The following is a 17,821-nucleotide window of genomic DNA, read 5'->3' as shown; positions in this document are numbered from 1 at the left end:
TTATGCAAGGATGTCTTCTGATAGCTCTCGATTGGCAGTCCATGAGTTACTAACTGGAGGGCGAGCAGTCGGTGCTGATGAAGTTGCGATATCTATAGCTTCTCCAGAAGCCATTCGCGCTTGGAGTAGAGGAGAAGTAAAGAATCCAGAGACGATTAATTATAGAACGTTTAAGCCTGAGAAGGGGGGCCTCTTTTGCGAGCGAATCTTTGGACCAACAAAAGATTATGAATGTGCTTGTGGCAAATACAAAAGGATAAAGTATAAGGGAGTGATATGCGATCGGTGCGGGGTAGAGGTGACTCAAGCAAGAGTGCGTAGGGAAAGAATGGGTCATATTGAATTAGCTGTCCCTATTTCACACATATGGTTTTTTAAATGCATGCCTAGTCGTTTGGGACTTATGATGGATATGACAGCTCGAGAACTCGAGAGAGTTATATATTATGAAGACTACATGGTTGTAGATCCTGGACAGACTCCTTTGCAGCCTAAACAGTTACTCAGTGATAAAGAATATAGAGAGGCTATAGCACAATATGGCGAAGGATCATTTGTCGCCAAAATGGGAGCAGAGGCTGTGAGAGATATACTTAAAGCTATAGACCTTGATGATTTAATTAAGAGGCTGAGTGATGAGATGGCTGCAACACGAAGCAAACAAAATAAAAAGAAGTTAGCTAAGAGACTAAAACTGGCTCAAGGATTTCGAGACTCGGGAACTCGACCTGAATGGATGATTCTTGAAGTTCTGCCTGTGATTCCTCCTGATTTAAGGCCACTTGTGCCGCTGGAGGGAGGGCGCTTTGCGACTTCGGACTTAAATGATTTATATCGTCGTGTTATTAACCGAAATAATCGCTTAAAAAGCTTACTACAGCCGAATACACCAGAGGTAATCATAAGAAACGAGAAACGGATGTTGCAAGAGGCTGTAGATGCGCTGTTGGATAATGGCAGGCACGGGAGACCGGTAACTAGCAGTGGGAATCGTCCATTAAAGTCTTTGTCTGACATGCTCAAGGGGAAGACCGGTCGCTTTAGGCAGAATTTGCTAGGTAAGCGAGTGGATTATTCGGGTCGTTCGGTCATAGTTATTGGGCCTGAGTTAAAGCTTCATCAATGCGGTTTACCTAAGAAGATGGCGTTGGTGTTATTTGAGCCATTTATTATTAGGCGTCTGAAGGAGTTGGGGCAGGTTCATACAGTGCGCAGTGCTAAAAAGATGATAGAAAGGCAAGAGAATATTGTATGGGATATCTTAGAAGACGTCACGAAAGGCCATCCTGTATTACTCAATCGTGCTCCGACTTTGCATAGGCTTTCTATTCAAGCATTTGAGCCAAAGTTGATAGAAGGTGAGGCTATTAGAATCCATCCGCTTGTCTGCACAGCATATAACGCAGACTTTGACGGAGATCAGATGGCTGTCCATGTTCCATTATCTGTAGAGGCACAGCTTGAAGCTAGGCTGTTGATGTTATCGACAAATAACATCTTTTCGCCATCAAGTGGGCGACCGATAACGACTCCGACGCAAGATATTACTTTAGGGTGTTATTATATAACCTTGATGGCAAAACGCCAACAGCATCAAGAATCTAAACGTCTTCCTCTATTCGGATCGGCTGATGAAGTTCTTTTTGCGCATGCTGAGAAGTTGATTCAAACACATGAACCGATACTTTATAGAAATCCGGATTGGGGTAAAAAAACGCCGTTTGGAGATCCGGACTCGAAGTTGATAACTACGACGGCTGGTCGCGTTATCTTTAACCAGGTGTGGCCGGAGAATCTTGGTTTCTATAACAAGACATGTGGCAAGAAGCAACTAGGGGAGATTATATTGAAATGTTACCAGATCGCGGGGCATGACGCGACTGTGAAATCTTTGGATAAACTTAAAGAACTTGGATTTAGTGAAGCAACTCGTGCGGGGATATCTATAGGCATAGATGACATGATTATACCGGAAGAAAAAGACAGAGTCATACAAAAGGCGCATGAGCAGATTGCGGTAGTGGAAAAGCAGTATCGATCTGGAGCTATCACGGAAGGAGAAAGGTATAACAAGATTGTGGATATCTGGACGCAGGCTACTGATGAGATTTCTGGAGTGATGTTTCGGACGTTAGATTATAACAAAGGGCGGAGAGAATTGAATCCACTTTATCTAATGGTGGATTCAGGGGCGCGTGGAAATAAGCAGCAAGTTAGACAGTTAGCGGGTATTCGCGGTTTGATGGCTAAACCTTCAGGGGACATCATAGAAAGACCCATTCTTTCTAATTTCCGGGAAGGTTTGTCTGTAATCGAGTATTTTATCTCTACTCATGGTGCCCGTAAAGGGCTTGCAGATACGGCCCTTAAAACTGCTGATGCTGGTTACATGACTCGGAAATTACACGACGTGGCACAGGACGTAATTGTGACGGAGGAGGATTGTGGGACAACGAAGGGGATATGGGTGCAAGCAATTTACGAAGGAGATGAGGAGATTGTTCGTCTTGCAGACCGAATTATTGGACGTGTCTCGTGTGATGAGATACGCAACCCTGTGACTGGAAATATTATCGTCAAGGCTGGCGAACTTATAGATGAGGCTAAAGCTTCCGAAATTGAGAATATAGGCCAAGAGAGAGTTCGAATACGGTCTGTGCTTACCTGCGAAACGCACCGAGGGGTATGCGCCAAGTGCTACGGTTATAATTATGCGAGTGCGCGTATGTCAAAACCAGGGGATTCGGTAGGTGTGATTGCAGCACAATCTATCGGTGAGCCAGGGACACAGCTTACGATGCGCACGTTTCATATCGGTGGCACAGCCTCTCAAGTATTTAAACAACCTCAGATACGAGCTAAGAATGATGGTGTGGTGCAATTTATTGATCTACGCGTAGTTCAAGATCAAGAGAAAAATTATGTTGTCTTAAACAAAAACGGATTTGTGGCTATTGTTGACGATGAAGGCAGGGAGCTGGAGCGATATAGTATTGTTATTGGCTCGGTTATAAGCGTGGGAAATGGGCAGCGTATACCCAAGGGGACGGTCTTTGCACAGTGGGATCCATATAACATACCCATACTTACAGAGAAATCTGGCACAGTCGAGTTTAAGGATATTATAGAGGGGGTAACGATGAAGCGGGAAATCGACGAGGCCAGTAAACAGGCAGGTATGGTAATTATCGAACACAAGGAGGATCTTCATCCGCAGATTGTGATTGTAGATGAAAACAAAGAAGTTGTTGCTTCCTACAGCATTCCCGCTGGGGCGCATATTGAAGTGAAGGCCAATCAGAAAGTGTCAGCTGGCCAACGCCTGGCTAAGACTCCTCGTAAAGTGGTTAAAACGAAAGATATCACCGGTGGGCTACCGAGAATTGCAGAGCTATTTGAGGCGAGAAAACCCAAAGATGCTGCTGAGATTGCTCGTATAGATGGGATCGTAGATATTGTTGGAATTGTCCGCGCCAAAAAGAAATTGATCATTCGAAATCCGGAGACTAAAGAAGAGGAGGAGCATCTAATCCCCTTATCTAAGCATCTTATCGTATACAAGGGTGACTATGTCAAAAAAGGACAACAGCTCACCGAGGGACCTGTCATGCCGCACGAGATCTTAGAAGTGTGCGGGGTTAGCGAATTGCAACAGTATCTTCTTAACCAGGTGCAAGAGGTTTACCGCTTACAGGGTGTAGAAATTAATGATAAACACATAGAAATCATTATTCGTCAGATGCTAAGGAAGGTGAAAATCACGGATCCGGGTGACACAGACTTTTTATGGGGTGATCAGGTCGATCGGATTACTTTCGAATTGGCAAATCGGGAAATTGAAGAGAAAGGTGGTAAGCCGGCAGAAGCGACCCCAGTTCTTCTGGGCGTAACGAAGGCCTCTTTAGAAACCGAGAGTTTTATCTCTGCAGCTAGTTTCCAAGATACAACACGAGTGCTTACAGAAGCTGCTACTATGGGTAAGATTGATTATTTGCGCGGTTTCAAAGAGAACATCATAATGGGGCATATCATCCCTGCTGGAACAGGCTTTATAGGCCATAGAGCCATTCGAATCATTGAGAAAGGTGAACCAGTAGGTGAACCCATAGTAGAGAAAGAAAAGAAAGAGGCGTTACAAATTTTAGGAGAAACAACATCTTAATAGGTGCAACACCATAGTAAAGTCTGTCTATGAAAATAACAGTAGTCGGTGCGGGTTTTGTTGGCTCAACGACAGCACAAAGAATAGTAGAAAAAAATTTAGGAGACGTAGTTCTACACGACATCATTGAAGGGATGCCTCAGGGTAAGGCGCTTGACATTATGCAAAGTGCATGCCTAGAGGGATTTGAGGTAAAAATTTACGGCACAAATAATCCTGCTGACTATGAAGGCTCGGATATCGTGATTGTAACTAGCGGCCTTCCGCGCCAGCCGGGTATGAGTCGAGATGATTTGTTGTATAAAAATGCTGAGATTGTCAGGGGCGTAGCGGAAAACATTAAAAAGTATGCCCCTACATCTATAGTGATTGTAGTGAGCAATCCGTTAGATGTCATGACGTATCTCGTGGGAGCTGTGACGGAATTTCCACGCCATCGCGTTATGGGGATGGCAGGGGTGCTTGACTCAGCCAGATTTCGAGCATTTGTAGCGATGGAACTTAACGTTGCTCACAAGGATGTTCAAGCCATGGTTCTCGGGGGCCATGGTGACGATATGGTGCCCCTTGTTCGTTATACTACTGTTAGTGGGATTTCTGTGGATAAGTTAATCACAGCTGAACGTCTGAATGCGATTGTAGAGCGCACGAGAAACGGAGGGGCTGAGATTGTTAAGCTACTTCAAAAGGGGAGTGCATATTATGCTCCCTCCGCTGCTACGGTGCAAATGGTGCAGTCTATCGTTCGTGATGAAAAAAGGGTTCTGCCTGTAGCTGCATGGTGTACGGGTCAGTATGGGATTAGGGATCAGTTTGTCGGAGTGCCTGCGATATTAGGGCGCAATGGAGTAGAGAAGGTAATCGAATTGGAGCTTACTCCTGAGGAGCTTTCTCAACTGCAGTCTAGCGCGGCTCATGTGGCGCAAAGCATTAAAAAGCTGAATCTTTGATGATAGGATGATCGGCCACTTATGGCTACTGAACAGCTTCTAAGTAAGCTCAAGGAGGAGCTTCTTCTTATGGCTAGCCTCGCCGAGCGTAGCCTCAAGGAATCAGTCAAGGCGATAGTAGACCGAGATGATAAGATTGCCGAAAAAGTTCAAGCCGATGACTCAGAGATCGATCGTTTAGAGGTTTCTATAGAGGAGATGGTAGTCACATATATTGCTACGCATGCTCCAGTTGCTAAAGATTGTCGACTGATGCTCGTCCTTACGCGTATATGCGGTAACCTTGAACGTATCGGTGATGAATCGGTAACCATAGCACGACGCGCAGTAGAACTTAACGCTGAACCACCGCTTAAACCGCTCATTGACATACCGAGGATGGCTTCACTCGCACAAGAGATGCTACGTGATGCTTTGCAAGCGTTTATCCGAGAAAAACCCGATGAGATGCAAAAGCTTATTCAGCGGGATAAGATAGTGGACGCCATAAACAAACAGCTTGCGCGAGAGCTCACAAGCTACATGATTGAAAAGCCGGCGACAATTACACGCGCCTTGAATTTGATGACGGTATCTAAGTCCATTGAGCGAATAGCGGATCATGCAAAAAACATTGCCGAAGAAGTTTATTATCTTCACCTCGGCACGGATATCCGTCACCAGCAGCTTGTATCTAAAACCGACTAGGTGATTTTATCGAAAGGATAAAAAAGCCCTGAAAAAATCTAAGGCTTCAACTTTGTATGTATAACTCGAATCGAGCCTAGTCTTATTCTTTGATTTAGTTTGCAGGGGGCTGTGGGATCGAGTTTGGTTCAGAGGTGGGAGTTGATTCTGGGGAAGGATTGGAGACTTGCCATGCAAATCGACCATCGCCGACTTTGATGATATTAGAAAATTTCTTCCCCGTCGTATAAAACCAACTGAAGATATTATTGTTAGGAACACCTAGCTTTTCTGCAATATCTCTTACGGCGAGTCCTTCTGGGCCTGCGGTTTGTAAGAGATCAACAATTAGTTTTTTCAAAGGTAGTGACTTTTTCTTATTCGCAGTTCGCTTAGCCTGCACGGCTTTTCCTATCCGTGTGTTTCTCTTGGAACGTCTTTTTCTAGACGCTCTAGATGCTGTCGTATTCTCCAAATGCGTTTCATCAGAGGCACTTAATGCTCTTAATTGCTCGTCGATTGCAGCTATCTTCGCAAGTAACGCTTCTTTTTCCTTCATTAGTCGAAGGATATTTTGCAACTGTTTCGGTGTTAGTTTTGTGATGTCCATAGCGATTTATACATTATAAAATTTTTTATGAATAGCAACTCTGAATTTATCGTGATTTTTTGTTTCCTCAAGCCAACCCACGATCTGATAAATCAAGTTCATCCAATCCCAGATAGTGCCCTATTTCGTGATGTAGAGTTAACGCAACTTCTTTATGGAATCGTCTTAAATTTTGATCCGCGTAGTTCCAGATATTAATGAAAAATAAAGTTATACTTGGAGGTTGATCCATTGGGCATTGAAAACTCTCCAGCATAGTGGTTCCCTGGAATAAGCCTAACGTATCTTGACTGACTCCTTTGTGGATATTCGGAATGGGTGATGGAAAAACATAAAATGTGATAGAGCTGATTTGAGATCGAATTTCAAATGGTAGGCGCAAGAGGGTGTTTCTAACATTATGAAGGGTTAATCGGCGCAGAAAATTTTCCATTACAAGTGGCTTTTCTCGATGAATGCTCGGCCTGGTTGAGATTTTCTATTGTTGAATTGTGTTTTATATTTTTTCGCAGAAGGTGAGTAGGATTTGCAAGTTTGAAATGTTAGAGTAGAATTATAGCATATGCTTACCTCATCACAAGTTTTGGATTTGCTAAATCAACAAATAGGGAATGAGTTTTCTGCCTCGCTTCAATACACAGCGATAGCTGCGCATTTCGAGGCTGAGGCCCTTCCAGAGCTTGCGGCTTTCTTCTATAAACAATCTGACGAAGAGAGGGGACATGCCTACAAGTTTTTGAAATATGTCATCGACGTAGGCGGGCGCGCCGCAATTCCGGCTATACCAGCGCCTATATGTCAGTTTCAATTTGCCGAGCAGGCAATAGCACTCAGCCTTCAGCGAGAGAAGGAAGTGACTCAACAGATTCATCACATCCTTCGAGTTGCCATCTCCGAAAGCGACTATACTACACAAAATTTTCTGCAATGGTTCATTGAGGAGCAACTCGAGGAGGTCGCCACAATGGATCATTTATTGAAAGTTGTGCAACGTGCAGGAGAAGGCGGACTCCTTCACGTAGAGCAGTATCTTGCCCGAAAAAATCAAGAAAACCAACACGATAAAGATTGATCTTCTAGATTAGATTTAGAATTGGGTTATGTCAGAAAACTTGATTACGCTCACTCGAGATGTCACGGCTATACAAATCCCTAGTGGCAGCAGTATTCATCTGCCGGCCGGCACGTCAGTTCTCATCACGCAAGCTCTCGGCGGCACATACACTGTCATCGTGCCGCATCAACCCGGACTTTTTCGTATAGAGGCTGAGGACGCCGACGCCTTAGGCAAACAAGCACGGATTCAAACTTCTCCCACCCCAGTCGGCACGACAACGACTATCACAGAAAACGATATCTGGGAGGTCTTGAAAACTTGCTACGATCCTGAAATTCCCGTCAATATTGTTGATCTAGGGCTGATCTATGCACTCACTCTTGAGCAGCAACCCGAGGGCGCAGTCGTTCATGTCAAAATGACGCTTACAGCTCCCGGCTGCGGAATGGGACCAGTTATTGCTAACGATGCCCAAAAGAAAATCGCAGCCCTACCAGGAGTTCATCGAGCTCAGGTGGAAGTCGTTTGGGACCCTCCTTGGAACCCTTCTCGCATTTCAGCTGAAGGCCGAAAAAAACTCGGAATCGCTTAATCCTCCACGTCTTTAATTTCTTCCTCATGATACATTAATCCATTAAAAACAACGGCGACCTTCCCTCATCCATTCGCCGTTCCAATCACACTAACACAACCCCAACGACGCTCATAAACGAACTAAAGCCAACACCTCCCCCACCTCATTCACACGCCTCAGTTCCCGAGAGACCAAATTCTTCAGCAACACTCCTTGCTGATCGAACATCACTCCCCATCGTGCTCCGCGCTCCTCGGCCAATTCATATTGCCTGCTAATCTTCGACGCCTTCAACGCCACATCCACGCACAGCCCATTCTCCCGCAGCGCCTGCGTCCAGCGATCGGCATCAGCTCGAAACTTTTCATCCTCCACAAAAATAAAAACATCTACCCCCATCCGCCTGTCTGCCTTCCATCCTTTCAGCCGCAAAATTTCTCCCAGCACCACGTCCCCCATGCCAAAACCCACTGCCGGCACCGACTCATTTCCCTGCTTCGCAAAAAGCTCATCATACCGACCCCCCCCAGCAATCGCCCGAAACGCGCCGCCTCGATCAAAAACCTCAAACACCACACCCGTATAATACGCCAGCCCTCGCACAATCCGAAAATCTCGCCTCACATACCCGCCAAGCCCCCTACGCGCCAAGCCCGCCTCCACCTCATCGAGGCGTTCGCTCGCAGCCCCTTCATTTATCACCCTCATCACCTCATCGGCCAACACCCCCAACCTCTCACTTGTCTTCTCCCGCGGCTCTCTCTCACACTTATCTATGGCTTGGAAAACCTCATACCACCTCTCCTCTGGCACATTTCTTTTCCTCAAAAAATCCGCCCAAAAAACACGATCACTCAACCGCACCACAAAATCATCCTCTCCCAACCCAAACGCCCGCAACCCATCGATCACCAACGCGATCAGCTCCACCTCCGCCTGCAAACCCGCCTCACCAATAATATCGCAATTCCACTGAAAATGCTCCCGCAGCCGCCCACGCTGCATCCGCTCGTATCGAAACACCTGCGGCACCGAAAACCACTTCATCGGCTTCCGATAATCCCGATACCGCGCTGCCACCATCCGCGTCAAGCTCGGCGTCATCTCCGGCCGCAGCGCCACCGCTCGTCCCCCCTTATCCACAAAATGATAAAGCTGCCCCACTATCTCCCCCCCAGACTTCTGCGTATATAGCTCCAGCGGCTCCAGCGGAGGAGCATCATAACGCACAAACCCATACCGCCGCGACACCTCGCACCATGTCGCCACAATCCCCTCACGAAACGCACAATCCTCCGGATAAAAATCCCTAAAACCCGGCAACGCCTGCATCCGCACTAGCCCAAAGCAGCCACCTGCTCGGAGGACTGCGACGCGTCGCCTTTACCCCCTCCATCCTCGGGCTTCGGCCCCTGAGCAGCCATCTCCTTCAACTTCTCCTTCAAAATCTTTCCTGGCTTAAACTTCACCACAGGATGAGGCGGAATCACAATATCCGTCTCAGGCTTATTCGGATTCCGACCCACACGCGCCTTCCGCCACTTAATCTCAAACACCCCAAACTTTCTCAACTCCACAGTCCGCCCAGCAATCAAACTCTCAATCATCGCATCAAAATATCGCTGAAGCACCTCCAACACTTGATGCTGCACAAGTCCCGTCTCATTGCTAATCCTAACAACTAAATCACGCTTCGTTAAGTTACTCATACCACCATATTTCAGTAACATATTCCGCTATAAAAGCAACAAATTTTTTAACCCCACACCGCAAGCCTCTTACGTCATTTATCCGATCACATCAATCAAAGCAACTGCAGCCCATACCCCGCCTCAAAACCTTCCAAAGACCCCATCAAAATTAACAACACACCCGCCACTTCCCGCCATCCCCCTTTTTACACCTCCTACCCCTTCCCCCCCATCTAGACCACATCCCACGCCCCCCCACCAACCCCTCACCACACCGCTACACCCTCACCGCCCCCACTCCCCCATCCACCCTCCACACCTCACCCGTCACACGCCGCGCCCCATCCCCCAACAAAAACAATATCATCCCTGCCACATCCTCCGCCTCATTATAGCCCGTCAACGGATGCCGCTCAGCCACCGCCTTCCGCTTCTCCTCCGTCTCCAAAAGCCGCCCCGCAAGCATCGTATTCGTCAACGACGGCGCTACCACATTCACACGCACCCTAGGCGCCCACTCAGCCGCCAGACTCCGCCCCAACCCCTCCACAGCACCCTTCACCGTCCCCACACACGCATGATAGCGCATCCCCACTCCCGCTGCGACAGAACTCACCAACACCACACTCCCCACGCCCTCACCGCGGAAAAGGGCACGCTCGCAGCGTTGCAACACACGCACCGCCCCCATCACATTAAGCTCCCATTCCTGCCGCCACACCTCCCCACGCAGACTCCCAAACGGCTTCAACACTACACTCCCCGGACAATACACCACACCATCCAAATTCCCCTCCACCTCCTGCACGCCATCCTCACGCGTCACATCCCATTCCCACCACTCCCCATCCCAATTCCCACGCGTCCTCGACGCCACCACCACCTCTGCACCCGCATCCCTTGCCCCGCGCGCCACCGCCGCCCCGATCCCCCGACTCCCCCCCACAACCAAAATCCTTCTTCCTGTCAACTTCATACCTGCAAACCTACCCACAAAACCACTCTTTTCAAATTTCCTCTCTCTCACCAAGCTCTCGCTCAATCGCCCACTGAAAGGCCCTTATGGCCCATATGCCTCACATTATCTTCTTGCACAATACCCCTACCGCACCTCATCCTCGCCTGACCAATGCATCCACACCCCAAAAATATCCTTCTACACCTCCTCCTCTGCTCCATATTCCGAACCATGCCTGCTTCTGAAGTCCCCAACGCATCCCCCACCCCACCCGACTTCCCCGTTCCCGACTGGGCCAAAGACGCCATCTGGTATCAAATCTTCCCCGAGCGCTTCTACAACGGCGACCCCTCCAACGACCCCACCCTCGACTCCCTCGCCGGTGCCTACCCCGACGACACCTCTCCCCCATGGCAAATCCACCCCTGGACCTCCGACTGGTATGCCCTCCAACCCCACGAAAAAGCCCACCCCGACCGCCCCCTCTTTCATCACATCCTTCGCCGCCGCTACGGAGGCGACCTCCAAGGCATCCTCCAGAAGCTCGACTACCTCGCCGACCTCGGCATCAACGCCATCTACCTCAACCCCATCTTCCACTCCCCCTCCCACCACAAATACGACGCCCTCTCCTACCACCACGTTGACCCCCACTTCGGCCCCGACCCCGCCGGCGACCTCGCCCTCATCGCCAAAGAAACCTTCCACGACCCCTCCACCTGGTCCTGGACCGCCGCCGACCGCCTCTTCCTCCGCCTCCTCCAAGAAGCCAAAAAACGCAACATCCGCATCATCCTCGACGGCGTCTTCAACCACCTCGGAAAACAATCCCCGCCATTCCAAGACCTCCTTAAAAACCAGCGCCTCTCCCCCTACCGCGACTGGTTCATCGTCGAATCCTGGCGCGACGACACCACCGGCACCCCCTTCACCTACCGCGGCTGGTTCGGCCACGACACCCTCCCCGAAATCCTCGAGATCGACGACAACATCGCCCCCGCCCCGCGCCAATACATCTTCCACGCCACCCGCCGCTGGATGGACCCCGACGGCGACGGCGATCCCTCCGACGGCATAGACGGCTGGCGCCTCGACGTCGCCTTCTGCATCCCCCACGGATTCTGGAAACAATGGCGTCGCCTCGTCAAATCCATCAACCCCCAAGCCTACCTCACCGCAGAAATCATCGATCCCCCCGAAAAACTCCTCCCCTACCTCCAAGGTGACGAATTCGACGCCGTCATGAACTACAACTTCGCCTTCGCCTGCGCCGCCTTCTTCCTCCGCGACGACGCCCAAGCCCTCACCCCTACCGCCTTCCTCGACCGCCTCGCCCACCTCCGCCGCACCCTTCCCCCATCCGTCGCCTACGTCATGCAAAACCTCTTCGGCTCCCACGACACCAACCGCCTCGCCTCCCACGCCGTCAACCGCAACCTCGGCCACTACCACGACTGGCCCACCTACTTCCAGCAATCCAAAGCCACCAACCCCGCCTACCTCCACCGCCCCCCCAACCCCCACGAAAAACGCCTCATCCGCCTCCTCACCCTCTTCCAATTCACCTACATCGGCGCCCCCATGATCTACTACGGCGACGAAGTCGGCCTCCACGGCGCCAACGACCCCTGCTGCCGCAAACCCATGCTCTGGCCAGAATACACCTACGAACCCGAAAGCTACCTCCCCGACGGCACCCGCCGCCCAACACCCGACCCCATCGCCCCCGACCTACACCTCCACCGCCACTACCGCACCCTCGCCCACCTCCGCCACCGCCACCCCTCCCTCCGCCGCGGCACCTTCGAAGTCACCTACATCGACGACGCCACACGCACCTTCGCCTTTCAAAGAAAACACCACACCGACACCCTCACCGTCGCCTTCAACACCTCGAAGCAACCTGTCACCCTTCCCCTATCCAAAATCCAAGCCCCATCCTCCGCCACCATCCTCTACACCGTCGGCGACGCTCGCCTCCGCCGCCCCCTCCTCATCCTCCCCCCCACCCTCACCCTCGCCCCCCACTCCGCCACAATCCTCAAATCCCCATAGACCTCTCCCCCCCAAAAAAACATCCCCCAGCAATGGAAAAAAGCCCCACCCCGACCTGCCCCAAAAATAAGCTTGACAAACAACCTCCACCCTACTCTAACCTCCCCTCATTAATGCTCCCCAAGACTATCCCCATCCAACCTACCCTACTTACCCTCCTTTGCCTCCTCATCCCCCTAAAAAACGCCCCAGCCACCATCGTTGACTCCCTCCAGCACCAACACATCGCCTACCTCCTCCAAAGCTCCCCCGCCCGCATCCTCCGCTACGACCTCGCCACTAAGCAGTGGCTGGCTGCTATACAACTTCCGAATGGATATGGCACACCATCCAAATTCAATGTGGATTCAGACAACTATTACATTGTTTACGGTGGCAGCGTATATAGGTTTACTAATAATAACTTAACCCACACACTTGTATATTCTGCTCAGCAACAAATTAAGGATGTCATAATTGCCCAGCATACCCTCTACATATACTACGAAAATACCAACGACAAAGGAGTCTTTGTGGTCCTTAACAAGTCCAACCTCAACGTCATACAAACATACAACGCTGACCATCCATACACCGGCTTTTCTAAATACTCACCCACTCTCAATAAATTTTTTGCATTAATAAGTCATAACTCCTATCAGAAAGCAATCTGTAGCATAAATCTCGATGCCTCCGGAAACATCACTTCTATAATTCATGACCCTCATGACGGTAAATTTCCAATAGGCACTAAAACATGGCTATCTCCAAGTCAGTCATACATCATTCAAGATGGCAGTGTAGCTTACAATACCTCCAATCTAAACTACGTCTCAGGCCTAGGTGCAGCAATCCTAGACGCCGCCTTCAGCTCCGACGGCCATTTAATTGTTCGCACACCGGATAACCGATTAGTCCGTTTGAATCAGTCTTTCTTACCTGTAGGGGGACTTTTTCTCAATCAAACTCCCACCGCATTTTTTGCTCATAACCAAGAAGTAATACTGTTCTATTCCTCCCCTTCCTCACCTCCCTTTGGAATATCCACTCAATTTATTCCTTTTGCATCGATAGTTCCTCCTCCATTTTCACAACCTTCTATATCAACAAGTGGCATAAAACATCCTAGTTTCCTAGACAACTACGGCATCTTATACCTTGTAGACTCTCAGCAACAGGCCATACATCGATGGTCTACAAATTCTCAACAATATCTTCAACCGATACCACTTAATGGACACCCCATGCAAGTGACTTACTCACCTTCTCTTCATTGCATATATTTGATTTTATCTTTCTCCCTAGGGTCAGTCTATAAAATTGATCTAAACAACCCGAATCCCACTCCGTTCCCATTTATCAACTTTTATTTTTACATACAAGCATTGATCCCCGTTGGAACTCATCTCGTAGTCGTTCCTGAGATGTATCCACTTAATGCGAAAAAAGTTGTCTTCAATTCCTCCGGTTCACTCGTATCCACCTCCACAAATGATCATTCCTATCCCTATACATGGTGCCCCATAAATAAAAGACTCTATACTAGGGTAGCTGCACCATACTACCAAATCTATTCAGAGAAGATCAACATAGATACGGATGGATCGATTACAGACACTATCTATTCCACATCCTTGAATTGGTATTCCTCATCCCTCTCCTCACCTTTCTTGCGTATAGCTCCAGACGGAAGTCTCCTTGTGGATAATTTTGGACATATGTTGAATCCTACTACCCTGAATCTACTCCCCACAGTCCTTCCTTTCCCAATCGTAGACGTTGCTTGGCTAGGAAACGACATCTATACACTCCGATTTTCAGATAATAATCAATCCCTCTTTCAAAAATTCGTCGGGCAAAATTATTCCTTCGGCCCGACCAAAGTATATCCCGGGACACCATGTAAACTATTCTCTCTCGCCAACAACAAACTCCTCGGTATTTCTTTCATCAACGGTTCCACCACCTTCTATGTGTTGGACTCAGATTTTAACATCCTCCCCCCGCCCAATCTCCAGGCTCCACAAAACCTGAATGCCACTATATCCGCAAATCAGACGCAACTACAGTGGCACGACATCAGCGGCGAGACCGAATACATCATCCAAAGAAAAATCGGCCCAAACGGCACCTGGTCGCAGATCGGAACCAATACAATCAACAATACCACATTCTCTGATTCCAACGTAACCCTTGGATTCACCTACCACTACCGAGTCATCGCGAAAAATGGCAACCTCCTCAGCCCCCCATCAAATGAAGTCGCCGTAACCTACGGCCTCCCCAGCCCACCACAAAACCTCACCGCCACCCCCTCCACAAGCCAAATCACCCTCAACTGGACCCCACCCCCAGGCATCTTCATGCAACACATCTTCCGCTCCCTCACTCCCAACGGACCATGGGATTTCGTCCAGACCGTTAACTCCACCGCCACTACCTACACCCACACAGGCCTTGCCCCGCTCACCACCTACTACTACCACGTCGTTGCCCAAAACGGCTTCGGCACCTCCCTCCCCAGCAACACCGCCAGCGCCACCACCCCCAACGGACCCCCACCCTCTCCAGAATTCATAACCACCCCATACATAGGTTACAACTGGCTCCACATCCAATGGACACCCGTGCCCACTGCCACCAGCTATACCCTCGAGCGCTCCTACAGCCACAACGGCCCCTGGACACACGTCATCACCACCTCAGCCACCTCCCACCTCGACATGCCCATCTCATCCAGCGTAAACTACATCTACCGCCTCACCGCACACAATAGCCTCGGCTCATCCCCGCCCGTCACCACCAACATCTACACCCCCTTCCCCACAGGCCCCCACAACGCCTCACTCCAAGCCTTCATCGAATCCCCCCAGCAAATCAAACTCCACTGGAAAATCGTCTCCGCCGCCACCCTATACGAAATCCAACGCAAAACCAACAACTCCACCCTCTGGACCACCCTAGCCACCTTCAACAACCCCACCACCACCCAATACACCGACACCACCGTCCAACCCAACAACACCTACACCTACCGCATCATCGCCTCCAACCCCTACGGCAGCGTAGAATCCAACGAAGTCACCCTCACCCCCACCCAAGTCACCTGCATCCACACCGACACCTTTGACCCCGACGCCTCCTCCACCCTCTGGCAAACCATCACCGGCGGCTCCGCCATCAACGGCGGCAACGGCTTCCACCAAGGCAAAGCCCTCTGGTTTGGAGCAGCCGGCGAACGCTCAGCCCAGACCATCCCCATCTACCTCCACCAACTCGGCTACCTCAAATTCAAATTCCGCGCCGGCCACGAAATCCTCAACGGCCAAACCCACTGGGACAACGCCGACGCCGCCAAATCCGTCATCCTCGAATACTCCACCGACAACGGCACCACCTGGCACCACATCACCACCCTCCCCATCTCCTTCCCCCACCACCTCCAATGGACCGACATCGAAGTCGCCCTCCCCCCAGCCGCCATCACCCCCTCCACTCGCATCCGCTGGCGCCAAAACACCCCCAGCTCCGCCTCCCACGACCCCTGGGCAATAGACAACCTCTGCATCGTCACCGCCCTCATGCCTCCCCCCACCGCCCCAGCCTTCCTCGTCAGCAACGCCTCATCCGCAGAACAAATCTCCCTCTACTGGACCACCGTCACCTCCGCCACAGCCTACAACATCGAAAGAAGCACCGACCTCCAAAACTGGACCCCCATCGCCACCACACCCCCATCCCAAAACTACTACACCGACACCCAACTCACCCCCAACACCTGGTATCACTACCGCGTCAAAGCCGTCAACACCGGCGGCTCCTCGCCCCCTTCCATGACCACCTCTTCAGCCACCCTCAAGCGCATCGAAGAATGGCGCCTACAAAACTACGGCACCACATCCCCCAACGGCCCCTCTGCCAGCCTCGCCACCGCACCCGATGGCGTCCCCAACCTCCTCCGCTTCGCCTTCAACCTCAACCTCACCGACCCCGCAGTCCCCATCACCCCATCCACCGGCACCAAAGGCCTCCCCCACGTCTACATCGACACCACCACCCAAAAACTCACCCTCGAATTCATCCGGCGAAGAGCCACCTCCACCCCTGGCATCACCTACCAAGTCGAATTCACCAACGACCTCCAAACCTACACCCCAGGCGGCTCCGCCTTACTCATCATACCCATCAATACCCAATGGGAACGCGTCCTATGGCAAGACAGCCAGACAATCACCCAAAATCCCCGCCGCTTCGCACGAGTCCGAATCACCGAAAACCCATAACCCATCGACCACGACAAACCGAAAACATCCCCCGCACACCACCTTTGGAGTGCGATGTCAACCGAAGCCCTTACCTCGCGCAACACCGCTTTTTAGAGTGCCGCAGCCCAATCCGGCGCCCGCCCCATGCGCCGCCGCTTGCTTTGGAGAGCGATGTCAAGCGAGGCTTTTGCCTCGCGCAACACCGCTTTTTAGAATCCAAAAAAAACAAAGCCTTAGCCTTATGTCCCACCCCTTTCCCTTTCGGAATACTTCACCAACCGAGTCCGATACCTCGCGCAACACCCCTTTCTCTCCTCCCATCACCCCTTTTTCTCACCCTTAAAACTTCCAATGCCGCCCCAGAATCTTCCAATGCCACGCCAGAAACTTCCAATATTGCGCCAGAATCTTCCAATAGTGCCCTAGAAACTTCCAATATCGCCCCAGAAACTTCCAATATCGCCTCAGAATCTTCCAATACCGCGCCAGAATCTTCCAATACCGCCCCAGAAACTTCCAATATCGCGCTAGAAACTTCCAATACTGCCCCAGAAACTTCCAATGCCACGCCAGAATCTTCCAATACCGCCTCAGAAACTTCCAATATCGCGCTAGAAACTTCCAATACTGCCCCAGAAACTTCCAATATCGCTCCAGAATCTTTCAATATCGCCTCTGCGACTTCCGATAACGTCCCCTTCAAGCCCCCCATCCTCCGCTCGCATATCAAGCACCGAAAGCATAAGGAAAAGATTGCCCCAGCCTCCCCCAAACGCCAACCTCCTTCCCCTCATCCGATCCTCTCACATGTCCTGATCGCCAAACTTTCTATCCACAAAAGCGCCCGTTTACAC

At 50.5% G+C, this 17,821-nt stretch carries 12 protein-coding genes and 1 pseudogene; 9 read left to right on the top strand and 4 right to left on the bottom strand.

Annotated features, from left to right (window positions below; genetic code table 11):
• The first annotated feature begins 10 nt into the window (after positions 1 to 10).
• The 3 genes from rpoC to phoU are packed head-to-tail and all read left to right on the top strand — an operon-like array spanning position 11 to position 5,799.
• Entirely contained in the window at positions 11 to 4,162 is a 4,152-nt protein-coding gene (rpoC, locus tag NZM04_10085; protein MCS7064366.1) for a DNA-directed RNA polymerase subunit beta', read from the top strand.
• Between the two features lie 29 nt (positions 4,163 to 4,191).
• Complete coding sequence (gene mdh, locus NZM04_10080; GenBank protein MCS7064365.1) at positions 4,192 to 5,112, top strand: malate dehydrogenase; 921 nt, start codon at positions 4,192 to 4,194, stop codon at positions 5,110 to 5,112.
• A gap of 21 nt (positions 5,113 to 5,133) precedes the next feature.
• Complete coding sequence (gene phoU / locus NZM04_10075; protein ID MCS7064364.1) at positions 5,134 to 5,799, top strand: phosphate signaling complex protein PhoU; 666 nt, start codon at positions 5,134 to 5,136, stop codon at positions 5,797 to 5,799.
• 94 nt (positions 5,800 to 5,893) lie between these two features.
• Here phoU and NZM04_10070 read toward each other — a convergent pair whose 3' ends face one another.
• Complete coding sequence (locus NZM04_10070; protein MCS7064363.1) at positions 5,894 to 6,388, bottom strand: hypothetical protein; 495 nt, start codon at positions 6,386 to 6,388, stop codon at positions 5,894 to 5,896.
• Between the two features lie 562 nt (positions 6,389 to 6,950).
• On the opposite strand from NZM04_10070, the gene NZM04_10065 reads away from it, so the two are divergent.
• Entirely contained in the window at positions 6,951 to 7,460 is a 510-nt protein-coding gene (locus NZM04_10065; GenBank protein ID MCS7064362.1) for a ferritin, read from the top strand.
• 28 nt (positions 7,461 to 7,488) lie between these two features.
• The gene (sufT, locus tag NZM04_10060; GenBank protein MCS7064361.1) at positions 7,489 to 8,037 is read left to right on the top strand and encodes a putative Fe-S cluster assembly protein SufT; all 549 of its coding nucleotides are present in this window, start codon (positions 7,489 to 7,491) and stop codon (positions 8,035 to 8,037) included.
• Between the two features lie 111 nt (positions 8,038 to 8,148).
• Here sufT and hisS read toward each other — a convergent pair whose 3' ends face one another.
• The 3 genes from hisS to NZM04_10045 all read right to left on the bottom strand — a co-directional run bounded on the left by hisS (position 8,149) and on the right by NZM04_10045 (position 10,686).
• Entirely contained in the window at positions 8,149 to 9,351 is a 1,203-nt protein-coding gene (gene hisS, locus NZM04_10055) for a histidine--tRNA ligase (GenBank protein MCS7064360.1), read from the bottom strand.
• 5 nt (positions 9,352 to 9,356) lie between these two features.
• Positions 9,357 to 9,728 (bottom strand): integration host factor subunit beta, encoded by a 372-nt coding sequence (locus NZM04_10050; GenBank protein MCS7064359.1) that lies wholly within the window; start codon positions 9,726 to 9,728, stop codon positions 9,357 to 9,359.
• A gap of 259 nt (positions 9,729 to 9,987) precedes the next feature.
• Positions 9,988 to 10,686 (bottom strand): SDR family oxidoreductase, encoded by a 699-nt coding sequence (locus NZM04_10045; GenBank protein ID MCS7064358.1) that lies wholly within the window; start codon positions 10,684 to 10,686, stop codon positions 9,988 to 9,990.
• Between the two features lie 153 nt (positions 10,687 to 10,839).
• Here NZM04_10045 and NZM04_10040 point away from each other — a divergent pair, with 153 nt between their 5' ends.
• The 4 genes and pseudogenes from NZM04_10040 to NZM04_10025 form a co-directional block, all read left to right on the top strand.
• Positions 10,840 to 12,723 carry a glycoside hydrolase family 13 protein gene (locus NZM04_10040; protein ID MCS7064357.1) on the top strand — a complete coding sequence of 628 codons (1,884 nt, stop codon included), beginning with the start codon at positions 10,840 to 10,842 and terminating at the stop codon, positions 12,721 to 12,723.
• Between the two features lie 1,697 nt (positions 12,724 to 14,420).
• Positions 14,421 to 15,167 (top strand): annotated as a pseudogene (locus NZM04_10035) (fibronectin type III domain-containing protein).
• Between the two features lie 1,116 nt (positions 15,168 to 16,283).
• Positions 16,284 to 16,985, top strand: a complete 702-nt coding sequence (locus NZM04_10030; protein MCS7064356.1) for a fibronectin type III domain-containing protein — start codon at positions 16,284 to 16,286, stop codon at positions 16,983 to 16,985.
• The coding region (locus NZM04_10025; protein MCS7064355.1) for a hypothetical protein at positions 16,913 to 17,821 on the top strand (909 nt) is incomplete at its 3' end. The genes NZM04_10030 and NZM04_10025, both read left to right, overlap by 73 nt.

It is taken from the genome of Candidatus Methylacidiphilales bacterium (assembly GCA_025056655.1).
GTDB lineage: Bacteria > Verrucomicrobiota > Verrucomicrobiia > Methylacidiphilales > JANWVL01 > JANWVL01.
The sequence above is the reverse complement of the archived record's forward strand: the minus strand, read 5'-3'. Positions and strand labels throughout refer to the sequence as shown.